This window comes from Flavobacterium hauense, assembly GCF_054457175.1.
In genome coordinates this window covers 149,668-169,206 of sequence record NZ_JBTKVX010000002.1, presented here as the reverse complement: position 1 = coordinate 169,206, position 19,539 = coordinate 149,668, and the positions used below count along the sequence as shown (strand labels likewise).

At 43.8% G+C, this 19,539-nt stretch carries 18 protein-coding genes; 13 read left to right on the top strand and 5 right to left on the bottom strand.

The genetic code is table 11. The annotated features are described in order from the left end of the window. Window positions 1–71 precede the first annotated feature (71 nt). The 5 genes from ACX0HA_RS01920 (at window position 72) to ACX0HA_RS01900 (ending at window position 7,719) form a co-directional block, all read left to right on the top strand. A complete protein-coding gene (locus tag ACX0HA_RS01920) occupies window positions 72–773 on the top strand; it encodes a zinc metallopeptidase (protein WP_458843578.1) in 702 nt (233 codons plus the stop codon). Window positions 774–948: 175 nt separating this feature from the next. Continuing rightward, complete coding sequence (locus ACX0HA_RS01915; RefSeq protein ID WP_458843577.1) at window positions 949–2,403, top strand: DUF1254 domain-containing protein; 1,455 nt, start codon at window positions 949–951, stop codon at window positions 2,401–2,403. Window positions 2,404–2,418: 15 nt separating this feature from the next. Continuing rightward, entirely contained in the window at window positions 2,419–3,894 is a 1,476-nt protein-coding gene (locus ACX0HA_RS01910; RefSeq protein ID WP_458843576.1) for a DUF1254 domain-containing protein, read from the top strand. A gap of 24 nt (window positions 3,895–3,918) precedes the next feature. Next, window positions 3,919–5,319, top strand: a complete 1,401-nt coding sequence (locus tag ACX0HA_RS01905; protein WP_458843575.1) for a DUF1254 domain-containing protein — start codon at window positions 3,919–3,921, stop codon at window positions 5,317–5,319. Window positions 5,320–5,343: 24 nt separating this feature from the next. Beyond that, a complete protein-coding gene (locus ACX0HA_RS01900; protein ID WP_458843574.1) occupies window positions 5,344–7,719 on the top strand; it encodes an arylsulfatase in 2,376 nt (791 codons plus the stop codon). 61 nt (window positions 7,720–7,780) lie between these two features. On the opposite strand, the gene ACX0HA_RS01895 is transcribed toward ACX0HA_RS01900, so the two are convergent. Then, window positions 7,781–8,098: a winged helix-turn-helix transcriptional regulator gene (locus tag ACX0HA_RS01895; protein WP_458843573.1), complete on the bottom strand. Its 318-nt coding sequence runs from the start codon at window positions 8,096–8,098 to the stop codon at window positions 7,781–7,783. A gap of 167 nt (window positions 8,099–8,265) precedes the next feature. On the opposite strand from ACX0HA_RS01895, the gene ACX0HA_RS01890 reads away from it, so the two are divergent. Further along, window positions 8,266–9,186 carry a DsbA family protein gene (locus ACX0HA_RS01890; protein WP_458843652.1) on the top strand — a complete coding sequence of 307 codons (921 nt, stop codon included), beginning with the start codon at window positions 8,266–8,268 and terminating at the stop codon, window positions 9,184–9,186. Between the two features lie 74 nt (window positions 9,187–9,260). On the opposite strand, the gene ACX0HA_RS01885 is transcribed toward ACX0HA_RS01890, so the two are convergent. The 3 genes from ACX0HA_RS01885 to ACX0HA_RS01875 all read right to left on the bottom strand — a co-directional run bounded on the left by ACX0HA_RS01885 (window position 9,261) and on the right by ACX0HA_RS01875 (window position 13,951). Continuing rightward, on the bottom strand, window positions 9,261–9,734 hold the full coding sequence (locus ACX0HA_RS01885) for a DUF4352 domain-containing protein (RefSeq protein WP_458843572.1): 474 nt from the start codon (window positions 9,732–9,734) through the stop codon (window positions 9,261–9,263). A gap of 122 nt (window positions 9,735–9,856) precedes the next feature. Beyond that, on the bottom strand, window positions 9,857–10,735 hold the full coding sequence (locus ACX0HA_RS01880; RefSeq protein WP_458843571.1) for a glycoside hydrolase family 16 protein: 879 nt from the start codon (window positions 10,733–10,735) through the stop codon (window positions 9,857–9,859). A gap of 153 nt (window positions 10,736–10,888) precedes the next feature. Continuing rightward, entirely contained in the window at window positions 10,889–13,951 is a 3,063-nt protein-coding gene (locus ACX0HA_RS01875) for a leucine--tRNA ligase (protein ID WP_458843570.1), read from the bottom strand. 229 nt (window positions 13,952–14,180) lie between these two features. On the opposite strand from ACX0HA_RS01875, the gene ACX0HA_RS01870 reads away from it, so the two are divergent. The 7 genes from ACX0HA_RS01870 (at window position 14,181) to ACX0HA_RS01840 (ending at window position 18,631) form a co-directional block, all read left to right on the top strand. Next, window positions 14,181–15,053 (top strand): cell division protein FtsX, encoded by an 873-nt coding sequence (locus tag ACX0HA_RS01870; protein WP_458843569.1) that lies wholly within the window; start codon window positions 14,181–14,183, stop codon window positions 15,051–15,053. A gap of 95 nt (window positions 15,054–15,148) precedes the next feature. Beyond that, complete coding sequence (locus ACX0HA_RS01865; protein ID WP_458843568.1) at window positions 15,149–15,457, top strand: DUF3098 domain-containing protein; 309 nt, start codon at window positions 15,149–15,151, stop codon at window positions 15,455–15,457. Between the two features lie 3 nt (window positions 15,458–15,460). Beyond that, complete coding sequence (locus ACX0HA_RS01860; protein ID WP_458843567.1) at window positions 15,461–16,270, top strand: undecaprenyl-diphosphate phosphatase; 810 nt, start codon at window positions 15,461–15,463, stop codon at window positions 16,268–16,270. Window positions 16,271–16,277: 7 nt separating this feature from the next. Further along, window positions 16,278–16,976, top strand: a complete 699-nt coding sequence (gene truB / locus ACX0HA_RS01855; RefSeq protein ID WP_458843566.1) for a tRNA pseudouridine(55) synthase TruB — start codon at window positions 16,278–16,280, stop codon at window positions 16,974–16,976. Continuing rightward, the gene (locus ACX0HA_RS01850) at window positions 16,954–17,550 is read left to right on the top strand and encodes a hypothetical protein (RefSeq protein WP_458843565.1); all 597 of its coding nucleotides are present in this window, start codon (window positions 16,954–16,956) and stop codon (window positions 17,548–17,550) included. Before truB ends, ACX0HA_RS01850 begins: the two co-directional genes overlap by 23 nt. 1 nt (window position 17,551) lies before the next feature. Next, the gene (locus ACX0HA_RS01845) at window positions 17,552–18,172 is read left to right on the top strand and encodes a YiiX/YebB-like N1pC/P60 family cysteine hydrolase (protein WP_458843564.1); all 621 of its coding nucleotides are present in this window, start codon (window positions 17,552–17,554) and stop codon (window positions 18,170–18,172) included. A gap of 60 nt (window positions 18,173–18,232) precedes the next feature. Continuing rightward, a complete protein-coding gene (locus tag ACX0HA_RS01840) occupies window positions 18,233–18,631 on the top strand; it encodes a hypothetical protein (RefSeq protein WP_458843563.1) in 399 nt (132 codons plus the stop codon). Between the two features lie 220 nt (window positions 18,632–18,851). Here ACX0HA_RS01840 and ACX0HA_RS01835 read toward each other — a convergent pair whose 3' ends face one another. Next, window positions 18,852–19,469: a thioredoxin family protein gene (locus ACX0HA_RS01835; RefSeq protein WP_458843562.1), complete on the bottom strand. Its 618-nt coding sequence runs from the start codon at window positions 19,467–19,469 to the stop codon at window positions 18,852–18,854. Between the last annotated feature and the right edge of the window lie 70 nt (window positions 19,470–19,539).

Here is a 19,539-nt window from a genome sequence, read left to right as displayed (position 1 = left end):
TCATACAAAGCCAGTCTGTAAAAGATTGGCTTTCTTTTTGATATAGGTATAGAAACCAAAATTTTAAAACAATGTTAGGATATTATATACTGTTGGGACTAATCGCGCTTGTGAGCTTTGCCGTAAGTGCTAAGCTGAAGAGCAAGTTTGAATATTACTCTAAGGTACAGCTTCGCAATGGCATGAGCGGGGCTGAGATCGCGCAGAAGATGCTTAGCGATAACGGCATTTATGATGTTAGGGTAATCTCTACACCTGGTCGCCTTACCGACCACTACAACCCTGCCGACAAAACGGTGAACCTTAGTGAGGCTGTATACAACCAGCGCAATGCAGCTTCGGCTGCCGTTGCTGCCCACGAAGTAGGCCACGCAGTACAGCACGCTACGGCTTACCAGATGCTGAAGCTGAGGTCTAATCTTGTACCTATGGTAAACATTTCGTCGGGAATGGCACCTTTTATAATAGTTATTGGCCTGGGTATGGGAGCTGCTGCTCACATAGGCGCGGGTTATTATATTGCTGTTGCAGGGCTTATTCTTATGGCGATCACAACGCTTTTTACACTTGTAACCCTTCCCGTAGAGTATGATGCCAGTAACCGTGCCCTTGCTTGGTTAAAGAACAAGAACATGCTTACCCCAAATGAATATGAAGGTGCCGAAGACTCACTGAAATGGGCTGCCCGTACCTATCTTGTAGCAGCCATAGGCGCGCTTGCCACACTGGTATATTTCGCCCTTCAGGTATTTGGAGGTTCAAGGGAGCGATAAGCTTCCTTTCTATATATAGTTTGAAAATCCGCTACGGTTATACCGGGCGGATTTTTTTTGTGCTATTATGTTCCATTTTATAATCTGCAACATCATTGACTGTCAATGATTAGAAGGTAGGAAAGTTTGTTTTTAATTTTAGGCTTCTTCAATACGAATCAAAATTATTACACTTATGAAACAAGCACTTCCTTATCTATTTATGTCACTTCTTCTGATTACATCATGTAAAAAAGAACAGAAAGAAGCGGGTAAAAGTGAATCCGGCACAATAGCCCAAAGTGATTTTAAGCCTGAAAACGTTAATGAACAGGCAATATACAGCAGCGCATTTAATGCAGTGGTATGGGGAATGCCTGCCGTAAACTCTGAACTGATGCATGAAAGCCTGGTTGCTGCCAAAGGCGATTACAACCAGATTATATATTGGTCGGATCTTATCAATGACAAAAACCAGACGCTTACGCCAAATCCTGATGTGATCTATGTAAATCCGTTTTATGATACCCGAAAAGGCCCTGTAGTGCTTGAAATACCTCCTGTAGATGGTGTTTCGTCCATAACAGGCTCTGTAGACGATGCATGGCAGACAGCAATTGAAGATGTGGGACCTGCGGGAGTCGATAAGGGCAAGGGAGGCAAATACCTGATACTTCCTCCGGGCTATAAAGACCCTGTGCCTTCGGGTTACATACCGATGCCTTCATCGGTGTATACCGGATTTGTGATACTTCGCTCCAATCTTACCGACGGTAGCAAAGAAGATATCGCCAGGGCCCTTGAGTACGGCAAAAAAGTAAAGATCTATCCGTATTCGCAGGCGTCGAATCCACCTCAGACACAGTTCCTTGATTTGCTTCAAACGGATTTTGGCAATGTAATACCTTATGATATGCGCTTCTTTGAAACTCTGAATAGCTTTGTGCAGAGAGAGCCATGGCTTGCACGCGATATGGCGATGATAGACAGGCTTAAGACTATCGGCATAGAAAAAGGAAAACCTTTTAACCCTGATGCAAGGACTAAAGAAATACTTACCGCAGCAGTGCAGGATGTGCATGTGTGGCTTGACCAAAAATATGAGGATATATTTAAAAATTCTTTTTATGAAGGGACATTATGGACAATGCCTGCAGAACCTGAATTTGCAAAAGCCATCATGGGTAATTATGAAGATACGTCGAGCTATCCGCTTAACCAAAGGGCTGTTTCCTATTCCATGGGTTATTTCAGTACCAAACATTTGGGAACCGGACAATATTACCTCATGACACCAAGAGACAAGGACAGGAAACCGTTAGACGGTTCTAAGCTGTATAAACTGCATCTGCCTGCCAATGTGCCTGTAAAATTGTACTGGTCCATAACAGCCTATGACCGCGAAACGCATGCCCTGATACAGGGTATGAAGTACTATAGCCGCGCCTCTACCACACCGGGATTGCAAAAAAATGCAGATGGTTCTGTAGACGTATATTTTGGTGCCAAAGCCCCGGCAGGAAAAGAACGCAACTGGGTGCCTACCGATGCCAAAAGATCGTTTGAACTTCTCGCGCGTTTCTACGGTCCTGAAAAAGGATTTTTTGATAAAACATGGACAATGGGCGACGTAGAAGAAGTAAAACAATAACCAACTAACAATATCATGAAAAAAATTATCCCTTCACTTTGTATGCTGCTAGCTTTAGCAGCCTGCAAAAAAGAATCTACTGAAACGGCTACCACAACCTCTGTCGAAAATACAGATGGCTATGAGTTTGTAGGCGGCTATCCTACCGAAAGGACAATACAAAAAGCCTATGATGAGGCCGACCTGTACCGTGCGGTTCAGGCTTATAAGTTTTTCTATCCCAGTGTTTCGGGAGAAGCTATGTTTAAAGGCAACGAACCTGTTGGCGTAGTAGCCAACACAGCATTTGGTACACTTGATACCAAGCCCGGACAGGTAGGCTTTACACTAAATTCCGATACGCCTTATGGCCCTATACCCATTGACCTTTCTAAAGGGCCAATGGTGGTCGAGGTACCTGCGGGTCCGCTTATTGTTGTAGCCATGGATGTAAACCAACGCTGGGTTGCCGACATGGGAATACCCGGTCCTGATGAAGGCAAAGGTGGAAAACACTTGTTACTGCCTCTGAATTATAAAGGAACATTGCCTGCATCGGGCTACCATGTATGGAAAGCTTCTTCGGATAACCTCATCGTAGGGATACGTTCACTCCCCGTGGGTGGCGATGTTAAGGCCGCAATTGAACGTATTAAGACGGTAAAAGTATATCCGTTCAATAAAACGGCAGACTGGAAAGAACCCACATGGTCTGACCTTACCGGAAAGCCACAAAACACTACCCCTCTGGAATGGGAAAACAATATAAAATACTGGGAGAACCTGAATGATGTCATTCAGCGGGAACCTGCCTATGAGGGTTACAGGAACTACTATGGGGAACTGGCAGTATTGGGTATAATCAAGGGTAAAGAATTTAAGCCGGATGCACGCATGAAGGGAATCCTTGAAAAAGCGGCTAAAATTGCCAATGCCCAAATGAGGGTACAATCGTTTGCCGACCGTCGCCCGGATCGCATTGTGTGGAAAGACCGCCAGTGGGAATGGGTAGAGCTTAGGCCAGAGAATGGCGACTTTGATTTACCAACTTATGTAGACCTTGATGCCCGCGAAACGTGGTTTTATCAGGCAATTGGCGCTTCACCCTCTATGGCAAGGCGCAAGGAAGGAATGGGTTCGCTGTATTGGCTTGGACTTAAAGATAACACCGGCAAATATGTAGACGGTGCCAAAACGTATAAGCTTACGATGCCTACACCACTACCTGCGAAACTGTTCTGGTCAGTTACTATTTATGACGCCGAAACCCGAAGCCAGATCGCAACCGACCAGAATATGGCAGCTTTGCGCTCTATGTTTGAACTAAAAGATAAGATTGGAGGCCAGAGCGTAGACCTGTATTTTGGCCCTAAAGCACCCGAAGGAAAAGAAGGTCAATGGATAAAAACCATACCGGGCAAAGGCTGGTTTGCCTACATCCGTATCTATGGCCCCGATGCCGAAGCTTTTAACGGAAGCTGGAAACCGGGCGATTTTGAAGAAGTGAAATAATTCCAATCATAAAAACCATTATACATGAAAAAAATATTCCTGCTGTCGTTGTTGGTGTTGATGGCATCATGCAAAAAAGAAAAGACTGAAGAAACAACAACCGTAGTTGCTTCTTCTGGATCCGAAGTGGCGCAAACGGCCAAAGAAGCCTTTGCTTTTGGTCTTCCATTAGTGCTGATGGACGTTACCCGAATTAAAATGACCAATGGCAATAATCCTGCCGCATCAGCACCCAACGCCTTTACGCATTTGTCTTATTTTCCCGATGCTACCTTTCGGGATGTGGTAAGGGCAAATGCAGACACCTATTATTCTCAGGCAACCCTCGACCTTAAAAAGGAGCCGATGGTATTGTCTGTGCCTAATACCCATGGGCGCTATTATATGATGCCTATACTCGATGCCTACACCAATGTGTTTACATCGCCCGGTACACGTACAACCGGTAATGAAGCCCACAACTTTCTTGTTACCGGACCCAACTGGAAAGGAGAGGTGCCTGCGGGAATGGAACAGCTAAAATCGCCTACCGATATGGCATGGATAATAGGCCGCACGCAGGTAAACAGCAAAGCCGATGGCGATAAAGTGGTTATTCCGCTGCAAAAACAATATAAGCTTACACCATTAAGCGCCTGGGGCAAGCCTTATACACCTCCGGCTGCTACGCCAAATCCTGACGCCTCTAAAGAAGACCCTAATGCTATTGTAAAAGCGATGTCGGCAGAAGAGTTCTTTAACTACGTGAACAAGCTTATGGCTGATAATCCTCCAACTGCGGCCGATGCTCCGGCAATGAAGAAGTTTGCCAAGATAGGTGTTGGTCCGGGACTGAAATTTAGCCTTGCTTCGTTTACGCCCGAAGAGCAGGAAGCTATTAAAAAGGTGCCGGAAGAGATATTTGCAGCCATGGATCAGGAATCTAAAAAAGGAGCCAGTTTGGTAAATGGCTGGAAGCTAATGCCGGATAATGTTGCGGATTATGGGACTGATTATCAGACAAGGGCTTTTATAGCCTACTATGGACTGGGGGCTAATCTTCGCGAGGATGCGATATATCCTGCCTGTTCTTATGATGCCGATGGTAATCAGCTTAATGGATCTAATAACTATGTACTACATTTTGATAAAGGCAAAACACCACCTGCAAAAGCCTTCTGGTCACTGACCATGTATGATATGGAGGGATACATGGTGGCAAATCCTATTAACAGAAATGCCATTGGCGACCGCAGCAACCTGAAAACAAATGCCGATGGATCGGTAGATATTTATTTCCAGAATGCTTCTCCGGGTAAGGATAAAGAGGCCAACTGGCTGCCTGCGCCTAAAGGCGAGTTCAATATACTGCTTCGCGTATACTGGCCGAAAGAAGAAATGCTTAACGGCAGCTGGAAAGCTCCTGCTGTGAAAAAGGTAGGATAAGGACCAAGACCAAACCAACTAATTATGAAAACAATAGTAAAAATATTGATTTTGTGTTCCCTGTTCTCTATTAGGGCAATGGCACAGGATAATAAGAACAAACCGCAGGAACAGCCTAAAGCTGCCGGTGATGGCGTGAACCTGCCCCCTCCGGATTTTCATTTTAACGGATATGTAGGGCGAACCTATCTGGATTCTGACCCTCCACAGTTCCCGCAGCCCGTAAAGGCACCAAAAGGTGCACCTAATGTAGTGCTGATACTACTGGATGATTCGGGCTTTGGGCAGTTCAGTACCTTTGGAGGAGGCATCCCGTCACCTACTATGGATAAGCTTGCCGCTGAAGGACTTCGTTACAATAAATTTCATACCACGGCACTATGCAGCCCTACACGGGCCGCACTTATAACAGGGCGAAACCACCACTCGGTTTCCTTTGCCGGAATTACTGAGGCGGCTACAGGTTATGAAGGATATACCTGTGTAATGCCACGAAGTACTGCCACTATTGGCGAAGTGCTGCATCAAAACGGTTATATGACCGCGTGGATTGGAAAAAACCATAATACGCCTGCTTGGGAAACCAGTGCAGCAGGGCCGTTTGACCGATGGGCGAATGGGTTGGGCTTCGATTATTTTTATGGATTTAATGCAGGCGATATGAACCACTGGAATCCGGTGTTGTTTGAGAATCGTAATCTGGTGCCTGCCTCTGCCGATCCTGATTATCACATGACCGTAGATCTGGCCGACCATGCTATTTCATGGGTGCAAAAAGTTAAGTCTATAGCTCCTGATAAACCTTACTTTTTATATGTAGCTCCCGGTGCGGCACACTCACCACACCATGCACCCCAGGACTGGATTGCAAAATTTAAGGGCAAATTTGATATGGGATGGGATGCCTACAGGGAACAGGCTTTTGCAAGACAGAAAAAACTGGGAGTAGTGCCTGCCGATGCAAAACTGACACCAAGGCCTGAAAGCCTCCCCGCATGGAGTTCACTTAATGCCGACCAAAAAAGGCTTTATGCCCGAATGATGGAAGTGTTTGCCGCTTATGGCGCACATTGTGATTATGAAATGGGAAGGGTGATAGATGCTGTGAAGCAATTGCCCGGTGCCGACAACACTATATTCATATACATTGCGGGAGACAATGGTTCCAGTGCCGAGGGTGGCATTGAAGGCTCGGTAAATGAGAACCTTTTCTTTAATGGCTTTCCTGAAAAATGGCAGGATAACCTGAAAGTAATCGATGAACTGGGTGGGCCTAAACATTACAATCACTTTACAGCCGAATGGGCATGGGCCATGTGTACACCGTTTCAATGGACAAAACAGGTGGCGAGCCATTTTGGAGGTACGAGAAACCCGATGATCATTTCGTGGCCTGCCAAAATAAAAGACAAAGGAGGACTGCGCAGCCAGTTTACCCATACTATTGATGTCGTGCCAACATTGTATGAAGTAATAGGCATTACCCCTCCCGAAACCGTAAATGGGATTCCTCAAAAGCCTATAGAGGGAATAAGCTTTGCCTATACGTTTAATGATGCAAAGGCCAAAGAAAAACATACGACCCAATATTTTGAGATGGCTGTAAACAGGGGTATATACCATAATGGATGGATGGCCTCTGCATTATCTTTTGCTCCATGGAATCCTAACAGGGGAGCATTTGATCCGGATAAGCAAAAATGGGAATTGTATAAAGTGGATGAAGACTTTACACAAGCCAATGACCTTGCAGCCAAGAATCCACAAAAGCTAAGGGAAATGCAGGATTTATGGTGGGTTGAAGCCGCCAAATACAACGTGCTTCCTCTCGACTGGAGAGCTGTAGAAAGGCTTAACGGAGAACTTATGGGAAGGCCTACGCTTGCGGGCAATCAAAAATCTTTTACCTATTACCCCGGACAGGTTGCGCTGCCAAGCGAAGCCGCTCCGCGTATATTGAACAAATCATGGTCGGTTACTGCTGATGTAGAAATACCTGATACTGGTTCCGAGGGCATGATACTTACCCAAGGAGGCATAATAGGCGGCTATGGCCTTTATGTAAAAGACGGCAAGCCTGTATTTATCTATAATTACCTGGCATTAGACCGTCCAACTCTGACCGGTAAAAATGCCTTGCCAAAAGGAAAGGTAAAACTTGTTATTGATTTTAAATATGAAGGTAAAGGAGAAGAAAGAGGTAAAGGCGCTACAGTTACCATGTCGGTAAATGGAACTAAAGTTGGCGATATGCATTTAGAGAAAACCATTCCTCTACAGATTTCATTCAATGAAGGAATGGACGTTGGTATGGATGTTGGTTCTCCTGTAGATTTTAATTATAAGCCGCCTTTTGCTTTTACCGGTAAAATAGAAAAAGTGACAATAGATTTGAAATAGACAGGATACTTTGATAATTGAAAATCCGCTCCTGATAACAGGGGCGGATTTTGTTTTTATACTATTCTGCCGAAAATAATTCAAGTTGCCTGAAAACCGGCACTAAAGATTTGCCCTTGTCTGAAAGTGTATATTCAATATGTAAAGGCTTGAGTGTAACGGTGTTTTTGTCCAGCAATCCGCTTTCATGCAATTCCTTAAGGGCAGTGGCAACAGATTGTTTATTTGCCCCGTTGAGGTCTCTCATCAAGGCGTTGAAACGCACCGGGCCTTCAAGCGCAAAGCGAAATATCTGTGGCTTCCACTTGCCCGAAAGCTGTTTTAATAGCCCTTCAGCAGGACATTCATTACTGTTATTCTGGTCTTTTCCCATAGTCATCTTTTTTTGACTTATTGACTCGTATGTGTATACTTCGCAACTTTGCAGTAAAATTATCAATAATGAACGATTCTCCAATACAGCTATTTAAAACAATGAAGAAAATAGTAACCATTATACTAATAATGATAAACTGTTACGGATGCCAGTCGCAAACAAATAAGAATATGACCGATACTAAGAATAATCCCCTGATGTGTGACCCTGTTACAGGCACTTGTGAAATGCCGGAACAGGCAGCTAAGACAGAAAACGTAGCCATTGTCCCTGACAACAAGCCCGTAAAAATAATTTACTATACCGATCCTATCTGTTCTTCATGCTGGGGAATTGAGCCACAGCTAAGAAAACTTAAGCTTGAGTATGGCGATTATTTTGAGATCGATTACAGGATGGGCGGACTGCTGCCCGACTGGAGCTATAATAGCGGCGGTATCAGCAAGCCGTCTGATGTAGCACACCATTGGGACGAGGCGAGCCACCACTATGAAATGCCTATTGACGGCGATGTATGGCTTGAAGACCCTCTGGATTCGTCTTACCCATCGTGCATTGCCATGAAAGCGGCACAGATTCAGGATAAGGATAAAGCCGTGAAATTCATGCGTATACTCAGGGAAAAGCTATATCTGAATAAAAAGAATATTGCCAAATGGGAGAATATACGTGAGGCTGCATTACTTGCCGGACTGGATACCCAAAAATTAGAAAAAGATTATAACGGTCCTGCAAAACAACTGTTTGAAGCCGACCTGAAAATGGCAAAAGACCTGGGTGTTCGCGGATTCCCAACTATTTTCTTCTCTGACGCAACAAGCAACCAGCTGACGGTCTATGGTTCTAAGCCCTATGCAGACTATGAAAGGGCATTATTATACCTGCATCCTGATGCTAAAAAGAAAGCTATCGCGCCAAACAGTGATGTTCTTGAACTGTTTGCAGTTTACCCGACATTAGCCATAAAAGAAGTTGCCGTGATTCTTAACATCAGTACCACCGAAGCAAAAACAAAACTTGAAGAGCAGCGCACTAAAGGTAAATTGGGCGTTATGAGCTGCAAGAATGGGGTGTTGTATGTGAGGAAGTAAAAAAAATAATTTGAAGAAGGATCCGCTGAGGTATGCCCAAAGCGGGTTTTCTATTTCAGGCATGATCCAATTAATTACTTTTCTTCAATAATTGGATATCTCCTGTCTTCAATAAATAATTCTTTTGGTTTGGCTTTATCGGGAAATTCAAATAGTACGATCCTGTCAATCTCTTTATGGGGTTTTATTTTTATTTTTGTTCTTGCAAAATAAGTCTGCATTGTTAAAAAAGGATATAAAGTGTCCTGTTCCGTTGAAATGTATACATCTGCGAAATCGAAAGTGCAATCTTTATCGCCGTCATTCCTTAGTGTAAGTTTCAGTTTTACAAATTTCATCCCTTCATCGGCAAGATGAGGTTGAGTACCCGATACTCCTTTAGGTACACCGGGACCATTCATCGAATAATTATTGGTTGTTACGGAAATTACATAATCTTCGGACACTTTTCTGAATGTAACCGACAATCCTTCAACATTGTTGTCGGCTCTAAAACCTGAAGCAATAATTATAAGCAGCGTTAACAGTAAAAATATTTTTTTTCGCATTAATCAGTAATTGGCGGTTAATTGGGCAGCCAAATTAACCGTTACTTTTTAAATACCTGTTTCCTGAATATTAAGAATTCATAGATTCATCTCCCCGATTCGACATTAATTATGAAAGATGATTATTCAGCCTTAAAGACCTTTACCCAGTCTACATACATCGATGAGGTTTTTATTTTTGATTCGTCAAAGTCGTCGCCAAACATGGTGCCGCCAACTGCGAGATTAAGCACGATATTTTGTGTTTTGCCAAAAAAAGCAGGTATATATTGCTGTCCCGCTTCTGTAGCTACTCTTTTTTCTATCACTTCGCCATCGAGCAGAAAGGTCAGGCTATTTTTTCCCCATATCAATTCGTATACATGGTAGCCGCTGCTAAGGTCTTTGTTGGTAGTTATCTCTTCAGAGGTCAGGTCGTCATCGGTAACCGCAACATCAGGCTGGCTGCCATAATAATAATTAGTGATATAGCCATGTTTATCTCCTGTGGCTTCGAGTATATCGATCTCGCCATGGGTAGGCCACGGATTGCCGTAACTCCAGAAAGCAGGCCACATACCGTATGAAGAAGGTAGCTTTATACGGGCACTGATGCGAATTTTCTGTGTTGGAGAGGTATGGGCAACTTCATAAACCGACTCTATCCTGCCCGAGGTGTAGGCATAGTCAGACAGTTCGTCTTCGCCCGGCAAAATTGAGCCTGTAACATCTTCTTTCCTGGACTTTATCTCAAGAATGCCATTAGAAACGATGAGGTTTTGCGCTTTGTATAACTGAAGTTCTTCATTAAAGGCACCACCTTCCCAAATGTTCCATCCGTTCAATCCGCTGGTAAAATTATCTTCATAGACCTTGGTATATCCTTCTGCTGCCAAAGCACTTTCGTCAAGGTCAAAATCAACCGGCGAATTGTTTTTAGCAGCATCTTCACTGCTGCTGCAGCCCACGATCATAAAAAAGGAAGCAAAGACAGGGACTACTATTCTGAAGATGTTTTTCATAAAGAAGGATTTAAGGATATAACGTCAAATAATGTGCCTTAGTTGTATCAGCTATAATTAATATTTAAAAGCTCCGGAAGAACGGCATGATAACCGCTCCTCCGGAGCCTTATATAATCTCATGACATCTTATAGTATGATGCCAAAGCGGTATTACATTACTATATTAATGATCCTGCCCGGTACCACAATTACCTTTTTAGGGGCACCTCCGTTAAGCTGCTGTGCAGTACGCTCATCGGCAAGGATTACTTTTTCTATCTCAGCGGCACTCATATCCATTGGCAATTCTATCATAAAGCGGGTCTTGCCATTGAATGACACAGGGTATTCTTTGCTGCTTTCCACTAAGTATTCAGGATTGAATATAGGGAACGGCACCGTAGAGATACTTCCCTGATGACCCAGCCTGTTCCATAATTCCTCGGCAATGTGAGGTGCATAAGGCGATATCAAAACAGCAAGCGGCTCCAGTATGGTACGCTCATGGCAGTTCATGGCCGTAAGCTCATTAACCGCGATCATGAACGAACTTACAGAGGTATTGAACGAGAAATTCTCTATATCTTCCTGCACCTTCTTGATGGTTTTATGAAGCGTTTTATAAGCCTCTGCACTGCCCGGATTAGTTGTAACAATAAGTCCGTTATCGTCAAAATACAATTTCCAAAGTTTTTTCAGGAAGCCTGATACTCCCGTGATACCCGCTGTATTCCACGGTTTAGCCTGCTCTAACGGCCCAAGGAACATTTCGTAAAGACGAAGCGTGTCGGCACCATACTGCTCACAAATATCATCCGGCGTTACCACATTGTATTTCGATTTAGACATTTTCTCTACCTCGCGGGTAGTTATATACCTGCCTTCTTCGTCAGTAAGCACTACAGCTTCTGCCAAATCCTTGTCCAAAGCGCTTTTCTTAAAGGCTTCAACATCCAGTTCGTCGGTAAGCCCTTTTAGTAAAGAAACATCAACATTACGTTTAATAAGATCGGCTGAACTGTATACCACATCAAATGTCCAGCTGCTCTTTTCTCCATATTTTTCTTCAAGCCATTTTTCAATAGTATTCGAAGATCGCCCTTCAGAGATATTCTTGTAGATCTTTTCAGAGATCATAAATGGCATTCTCGCAGGCACGGTAGCTTCATCTACTCCCGGTTTTGCCACAGCATTCAGCTGGTATATGTGAATGAACGCACTTGTACCAAGGATCATTCCCTGATTGATCAGTTTTTTGAATGGCTCCTCCTGGTTAATGTACCCCCTGTCTTTAAGGAACTTGTTCCAGAAACGGCTGTACAATAGGTGGCCTGTAGCGTGCTCGCTTCCGCCAATATATAAATCTACATTCTGCCAGTAGGCTTCAGATGTTGGGTCAACAAACTCATTATTGTTATGCGGATCCATATAGCGTAGCCAATACCATGAACTTCCTGCCCAACCCGGCATGGTGTTAAGCTCTAACGGAAATACGCTTACGTTATCGATAAGGTCGGTTGCAACTACTTTGTTGTTGGCAGCATCCCATCCCCAGTCTTTAGCATTGCCAAGAGGCGGCTGCCCGTCTTCGGTAGGAAGGTATTTCTCCACATCCGGAAGGCGCACCGGCAAATGCTCGGTAGCGATCATCTGCGGCATACCGTTTACATAATATACCGGGAACGGCTCGCCCCAGTACCTCTGGCGGCTGAAAACAGCATCGCGAAGGCGGTAATTGGTCTTGCCCCTGCCCTGCCCTAAGTCTTCAAACGACTCAATGACTTTTTTGGTAGCTTTCTTGTAATCGAATCCGTTAAGGAAATCAGAGTTCTGAAGCTTTACATTGTCTTTAGAACCGTAGGCCTCTTCAGAAATATTAGCTCCGTCAAAAATATTTTTTATTTCGATATCGAAATGTTTTGCAAAATCATAATCGCGCTGGTCGCCCGCAGGTACAGCCATAACGGCACCTGTACCATAACCGGCAAGCACGTAGTCGCCTATCCATACCGGAATCGGCTCTTTGGTGAATGGATGCTCGGCGTATGCGCCTGTAAACACACCCGAAATGGTTTTTACATCGGCCATACGCTCACGCTCACTGCGTTTTGCAGTAGCATCAACATAGGAATCAACAGCAGCTTTCTGCTCAGGTGTAGTAATCCTGGCTACAAGGTCGTGTTCCGGAGCCAGTGTCATGAAAGTTACACCAAAAATAGTATCAGGACGTGTGGTGAACACCTCGATAGTATGACGTTTATCGTCTTCGCCCACCTCGCTGAATATATCTTCGATAAATGCCCTAACACCAAGGCCTTTAGTTGCTTTTAGCGCATCATCAGCTTCTTCATGCGTAAGCACATTGAAGGTTACCGATGCCCCAACCGACTTACCGATCCAGTTTCTCTGGCTTTCTTTAAGCGATTCGGTCCAGTCTATCGTTTCAAGTCCCTGTAATAACCTTTCGGCATAGGCCGAAATGCGCATGCTCCACTGCGTCATCTTTTTACGGATAACAGGGTAACCTCCCCTTTCAGAAACGCCATTTACTATCTCGTCATTAGCAAGTACCGTTCCCAGTGCCGGGCACCAGTTCACTTCGGTTTCGGCAAGGTAGGTAAGCCTGTACTGTAATAGTATTTTTGATTGCTCTTCTTTCGTAAAGCCTTTCCACTGTGCGGCGGTGAAGACGTCGATATTGTCGTCGCTAACAGCATTTACGGCAGCGTTTCCTTCGGCTTCAAATTTTGCGATTAGCGTACTGATGTCCTCAGCCTTATCGCTGTCAATATTGTACCATGAGTTGAACAGCTGGATGAAAATCCACTGTGTCCATTTATAATATTCAGGATTAGAAGTTCGCACTTCACGGTCCCAGTCGAACGAAAAACCTATCCTGTCCAGCTGTCCGCGGTAACGAGAAATATTGGCTTCGGTGGTGATGGCTGGGTGCTGCCCAGTCTGGATGGCATACTGCTCTGCCGGAAGGCCAAAGCTGTCATATCCCTGCGGGTGCAGTACGTTAAAACCGGTGTGGCGTTTGTAGCGCGCATAAATATCTGATGCGATGTAGCCCAGCGGGTGGCCTACGTGAAGTCCCGCCCCTGATGGGTAAGGAAACATGTCAAGCACATAGTATTTAGGCTTATCGCTTACGTCCTCAGCACGGAAAGTGCCGTTCTCTGCCCAGTATTTTTGCCATCTGGCCTCAATTTCGTTCGGATTGTATCTCATCTTAAAAGGTTCTTAGCTGCTTAGTGGCTAAGGTTCTTAGGTTTTTTACTTATCGTATAATTCCTGAATCGTCGGGTTTGGGTAGAAACCTCAGAAACTAAGCACCTCAGTACCTCAGCAACTCAGAAGAGCACAAATTTACGCTTATTGTACGAATGTCAAAACTTTGCCCGTTATAAAGATGTATATAAAAAATAGTTTATTTATTTTTACCGCTAAAATCTAACCTATGGCCACATCTTTTGAAAAGTTTCAGAAAAGACGTCTGATCTCTTCTTATTTTTCTGTTGTATTGTGCATTTTCATCGTGCTTACCCTTTTGGGTGCCCTTGGGCTTTTTGTTATCAATACCGATAAGATATCGAGCCACGTTAAGGAGAACATCCCCATGACGGTATATTTTAAAAGGGAAGCTACCGACAGCATCAAAGAAGCTTTTGGCGTTATGCTGACCAATTCAAAATACATAAAAGACCATAAGTATGTGTCTAAAGAGGATGCGGCAAAGAACAATCCGGACATCGTAGGCGATTACGAAACGCTTTTGGACAATAACCCGCTGCTTGATTCGTATGACATTCACCTGAAAGGCGAATACGTTCAGCCAAAAAAGATAAAAGACATTGAGGTAGAGCTTCGTTCTGATCCTTATGTAGGCGATGTAAGCTATGACAATACCCTTGTAGGCATGGCCAACGAGAACATCAAGAACATCAGCTTTTGGATACTGGTGCTTAGCAGCATACTTGCTGTAGTTGCCATGCTGCTTATTAACAGTGCATTGAGACTTTCCATTTACAACCACCGCTTTACCATCAAGACCATGCAGATGGTGGGTGCCACCAAATCGTTCATCCGTAAGCCTTTTGTATGGAGAGGCATCAAACTTGGACTTATAGGCGCTTTATTTGCCATTGCAGCACTTATATATCTTGTATATTGGCTTGACGGTGCTTTTCCGGTACTTGATATTTGGGAAGACTGGGTTCCTACTGCCATCGTGCTTTCGGGAGTACTGGCGTTTGGTATCATCATTAGTATGATAAGTACGTTCTTTGCAACGCAGCGATTCCTGAATTTAAGGACGGACGATCTTTACTAGAAATAGTATTGCGTATTGAGATTTTAGACATTAGATAATAAACAACATACTCCGGACATCCGACTTCGGACTTCGGACAAAAAACAAAAAAACCGATGAAATCGAATAACGAAATAAACAGCCACTTCCTTTTTGAGAAAGTAAACTATAAGATACTATTGATAGGCCTTGGTGTTATCGCACTTGGCTTTATCCTGATGAGCGGCGGGGGCAGCGATGACCCTAAAGTATTCAGTGATGCTATCTTTAATTTCAGAAGGATCAGGCTTGCGCCAACAGTGGTGCTTATAGGCTTTGGCGTTACTATATATGCTATCCTTAAAAATCCTGCTCCGGCAGAGAAAACCACTACAGGTGAGACTTTCCCTAAAGACGCTGAGATCAAGAACTTCAAAAAGAAATAATACATGGATTTTATCCAGAGCATCATACTTGCCATTATAGAAGGGCTAACCGAATATTTACCTATCTCTTCTACCGCCCACATGATCTTCGCCAGTTCCTATTATGGCATACAGGAAGACGACTTTGTAAAACTCTTTCAGGTATCCATACAGTTTGGAGCCATACTGGCCGTGGTGGCATTGTACTGGAAAAAATTCTTTGACTTCAGCAAACTTGGCTTTTATGTAAAGCTTGCCTGTGCCGTTATACCGGCATTGGTACTGGGTTATATTTTTGACGACATGATCGATTCGGCGCTGGGCAACCCTATCCCTATCGCAATCGTACTTATCCTTGGCGGTATCGTATTATTATTCGTAGATAACTTCTTCAAGAACCCTGTAATCGTTAAAGAAGAAGACATTACCATAAAAAAAGCGGTAACCATAGGCTTATGGCAATGCCTTGCCATGATGCCGGGTACCAGCCGCGCAGCTGCCTCTATCATTGGCGGAATGCAGCAAAAGCTTACCCGCGAAACTGCTGCCGAATTTTCGTTCTTCCTTGCTGTGCCTACCATGGCCGCGGTAACGGTATATTCGGTATTCGTTAAGACCTATCACCAAACTGGCCTTAAAGGCTATGAGCTGCTTACCCAAAACAGCGACAACCTTAAAATGTTCCTTGTGGGTAATGTAATCGCTTTTATCGTTGCCATCATTGCCATTAAAGGTTTTATAGGCATCATCAAGAAATACGGATTCCAGCCCTGGGGCTGGTACAGGATTATAGCCGGAGCTGCGCTTTTGGCTTATTTTACAATTTATAAATAATACTGTTGTGGCTACACCCGAAGATTTCCAGGAAGGAAAAGTTGTGCTGATTGACAAGCCATTGACCTGGAGTTCGTTTCAGGCCGTGAATAAAGTAAAATGGGCGCTAAAAAAGCACCTTGCCCTTAAAAAAATAAAAGTAGGCCACGCCGGAACGCTTGACCCTCTTGCTACCGGACTTCTTATAGTATGTACGGGTAAATTTACCAAACGCATCATGGAACTTCAGGGTATGCCAAAAGAGTACACCGGTACGTTTATGCTGGGCGGCACTACCCCATCATTCGACCTTGAGACCGAGGTAAACGCAACATTCCCCACCGAACATATCACCGAAGAACTGATACACGAAACTATACCCCATTTTTTAGGCGAGATCGACCAGCAGCCTCCCGTATTTTCGGCTATCAAAAAGGATGGTAAACGCCTTTACGAACACGCCCGTGCCGGCGAAGAAGTAGAGATTGCTTTCCGAAAGACCACCATTCACGAATTTGAAATTACCCGCATTGCCCTTCCTGAAATTGACTTTAGGGTAGTTTGCAGCAAGGGTACCTACATACGCTCACTGGCTAACGACTTTGGTAAAGCACTGAATTCAGGAGCGCATCTTACTGTATTACGCCGTACTAAAATTGGTGAATTTGATGTTGCCAATGCCATATCTCCGCAAGACTTTGAAGATGAAGTTGAGGCCTCAGCATAGGCTATGCCTGTTGCTCCTATTGGTAGTTTCGTGCGTTTATGCGCAGGATGGCACTACTGTATTTGTTACAGGCGAAATCAAAAAAGAGAAAAAAGAAAAAACACCTTTCTTTGGTGAAGCAGGAGCCTTTTCTAATTTTTCCATCTCTGTTCCCCTACGCGGAAATGATAGTGATTATGAACCCGAAGAAGATATTTCATGGTTTGCCCCTGACGGCATTAGCTTACACGGCGGGTTTGGCGTACACTCAACCGAGACAATTGCCTTTAGCATTAACACGGGTATAGACGGCATGATCTCCAAAAAACTGGTAGCCGCTCCTGTATATGGCTCATTGCTGTTCAATCCAAAAGTGGGCGACGAAACTACACTTACACTACAGGCTGGTGTGGGCTGGGGATTTGCCCTTGGCCGCGGCGACCTTTCAGGCCTGTACCAAAAATACCGACTTGGTTTTGCAAATGGCGATAATATGGGTATTTTTATCGAAGCCAACATCTATAATTTTGAGTTATATAATGCAACTCAGGTAGGCAGCCTCAATCTTGGCATTTGTTTGTTTAACTTTGAATGACATGAAACATTTAGTTCTTCTTTTACTTCTAAGTTTCTGTTCGCTTTTCGCACAGCAAAAAACCACGCTTAAGGACGGCGACCTCCTTTTCCAGGACATGGACTGCGGCCCGTTATGCGATGCCATAGAAGCCGTAACAGAAGGCTATCAGGACAACGACTTCAGCCATATGGGCATGGTGTACCACCGCAACGACACCATTTATATCATTGAAGCCGCAGGCAATGCCGTGCGCCTTTCTACCCTTGAGAAATTCTCAAAAAACACCAAAAAACCGATGCTCATTGGCCGTGTGAAAAAGCAATACCGCAAACTCATTCCGCAGGCAATTGACTTCTCACTGAAACAGCTTGGTGTTCCCTACGACGACGAATATGTATACGATAACGGCAGCTATTACTGTTCTGAACTTCTATATGACGCCTTTATGTTCGCCAATGGCGGAAAACCGTTCTTTCAGCTATTCCCAATGACCTACAAACAGCCCGGCACGAATGAATTTTTCCCTGCGTGGGTGGATTATTACAAAGCTATCGGTAAAACCATTCCTGAAGGCAAACCGGGATGTAATCCGGGTGGTATGTCAACATCGGAGAAGATTGAGATTGTGGGGAAGATTTAGTTTTCAGTCACAGTCGCAGTTTTCAGAAGTACGAGGAACGAAGCAATCTAAAAGAAAAGTATGAAGAAAATTTCCGCTACCCGAGACCCTATAATATTCAAAGTAATGGCTATAATTATGTTGATTTTTGCAACTATAGCAAGTGTCGACGCAGGCACATACTTTTTAATGATTCCTGCAATACTATTTGCTGCATTTGCTTATTTCAAAAAAAATGAAGTTGTTTATATCGACAAAAATGATTTCGTAGTAAAAGGTAAAAAGATACTGATTAAAGATGTAATTTCTATTAGAAAAGCCTTTTTTATTCCTAATTACAGAGTGAGATATTATGATAAAGATGATAACATTAAAAGCTTCAAACTTAAAGTCGATTCATTCATGAATATAAATCCCGAATTCATGAAGAAACTCCAGGCATTGGCAGCAAAGAATAACCATAATACCAGTCTTCTATAAGAGATTGCCACGTCGTACCCCTCGCAATGACAGTACTGTGGCAAATCTGCGTTAATCCGCCCGATTCGTGTTATCCGCGTTCTACTATGAGATTCTTCATTGCATTTCATTCCGTTCAGAATGACACTCAAAAGCATAAAAAAATCCCCGGCTAAAAGCCAGGGATTATATTTATGAACAGTAAACTGTTAACTTAAAACTGTTAACCGTAAACTAAAATTTACATATTCTCAGAGTTCTCAAGCAGCAGGGTTATCTCTTCCATGGTGCTGACACCTTTATCGTGCAGGTACCACTTTTGCAGGTCTTCTTTGGCTTGTGGAGTTACAACGCCGTGTTTGGCTTTATCATCCATGATAAGCTTGGCGGCATCATGCGGGCGCGGACCCCAGCTGCCACGGGCTACAAGGCTGTCGGTTTCTACCAGAACGAGTTTCGGGATAGAGCGTGCGCCATTAGTAAGGTAATCGCCCATCAGTTCGTCGTTCTCATCGCGAAGCACAATTTTCAGGTTAAGTTTATCACTTTCGCCTACAAGCTTATTCATAACGGGGACTATCTGTGCCGCATCGCCACACCAGCCTTCGGATATCACCAATAGCGTATGCTGTTTCTTAAGTTTCCCTAATTTTTCTTTTATCGCATCAGGCACGTGAATGGTCTTGTCAAGACGGTTCATGCGCACCTCATTCAGTGTTGAATAATGTGTTAAGTCTTCGCTTTGCGTATTACCTGTAGAAAGGCCATCGGCAAGCAATGCAGAAACATGCTTCCTATAATCTTCATAAGAGAAGCTTTTGTTTATGCTATTTTCAATCAATGATGTTGTTACGTTCATATCTCTCAATTTTAAGTGCAAAATTAATGATAGTTTTATTATATCAAAAAAAAGGCCATTCTGCAACAAC

What these genes read in the sequence shown, in the direction of transcription:
- ACX0HA_RS01920 (WP_458843578.1), top strand. Translation starts at nt 72, where the DNA reads ATGTTAGGATATTATATACTGTTGGGACTAATCGCGCTTGTGAGCTTT.
- ACX0HA_RS01915 (WP_458843577.1), top strand. Translation starts at nt 949, where the DNA reads ATGAAACAAGCACTTCCTTATCTATTTATGTCACTTCTTCTGATTACA.
- ACX0HA_RS01910 (WP_458843576.1), top strand. Translation starts at nt 2,419, where the DNA reads ATGAAAAAAATTATCCCTTCACTTTGTATGCTGCTAGCTTTAGCAGCC.
- ACX0HA_RS01905 (WP_458843575.1), top strand. Translation starts at nt 3,919, where the DNA reads ATGAAAAAAATATTCCTGCTGTCGTTGTTGGTGTTGATGGCATCATGC.
- ACX0HA_RS01900 (WP_458843574.1), top strand. Translation starts at nt 5,344, where the DNA reads ATGAAAACAATAGTAAAAATATTGATTTTGTGTTCCCTGTTCTCTATT.
- ACX0HA_RS01895 (WP_458843573.1), bottom strand. Translation starts at nt 8,098, where the DNA reads ATGACTATGGGAAAAGACCAGAATAACAGTAATGAATGTCCTGCTGAA.
- ACX0HA_RS01890 (WP_458843652.1), top strand. Translation starts at nt 8,266, where the DNA reads ATGACCGATACTAAGAATAATCCCCTGATGTGTGACCCTGTTACAGGC.
- ACX0HA_RS01885 (WP_458843572.1), bottom strand. Translation starts at nt 9,734, where the DNA reads ATGCGAAAAAAAATATTTTTACTGTTAACGCTGCTTATAATTATTGCT.
- ACX0HA_RS01880 (WP_458843571.1), bottom strand. Translation starts at nt 10,735, where the DNA reads ATGAAAAACATCTTCAGAATAGTAGTCCCTGTCTTTGCTTCCTTTTTT.
- ACX0HA_RS01875 (WP_458843570.1), bottom strand. Translation starts at nt 13,951, where the DNA reads ATGAGATACAATCCGAACGAAATTGAGGCCAGATGGCAAAAATACTGG.
- ACX0HA_RS01870 (WP_458843569.1), top strand. Translation starts at nt 14,181, where the DNA reads ATGGCCACATCTTTTGAAAAGTTTCAGAAAAGACGTCTGATCTCTTCT.
- ACX0HA_RS01865 (WP_458843568.1), top strand. Translation starts at nt 15,149, where the DNA reads ATGAAATCGAATAACGAAATAAACAGCCACTTCCTTTTTGAGAAAGTA.
- ACX0HA_RS01860 (WP_458843567.1), top strand. Translation starts at nt 15,461, where the DNA reads ATGGATTTTATCCAGAGCATCATACTTGCCATTATAGAAGGGCTAACC.
- ACX0HA_RS01850 (WP_458843565.1), top strand. Translation starts at nt 16,954, where the DNA reads ATGAAGTTGAGGCCTCAGCATAGGCTATGCCTGTTGCTCCTATTGGTA.
- ACX0HA_RS01845 (WP_458843564.1), top strand. Translation starts at nt 17,552, where the DNA reads ATGAAACATTTAGTTCTTCTTTTACTTCTAAGTTTCTGTTCGCTTTTC.
- ACX0HA_RS01840 (WP_458843563.1), top strand. Translation starts at nt 18,233, where the DNA reads ATGAAGAAAATTTCCGCTACCCGAGACCCTATAATATTCAAAGTAATG.
- ACX0HA_RS01835 (WP_458843562.1), bottom strand. Translation starts at nt 19,469, where the DNA reads ATGAACGTAACAACATCATTGATTGAAAATAGCATAAACAAAAGCTTC.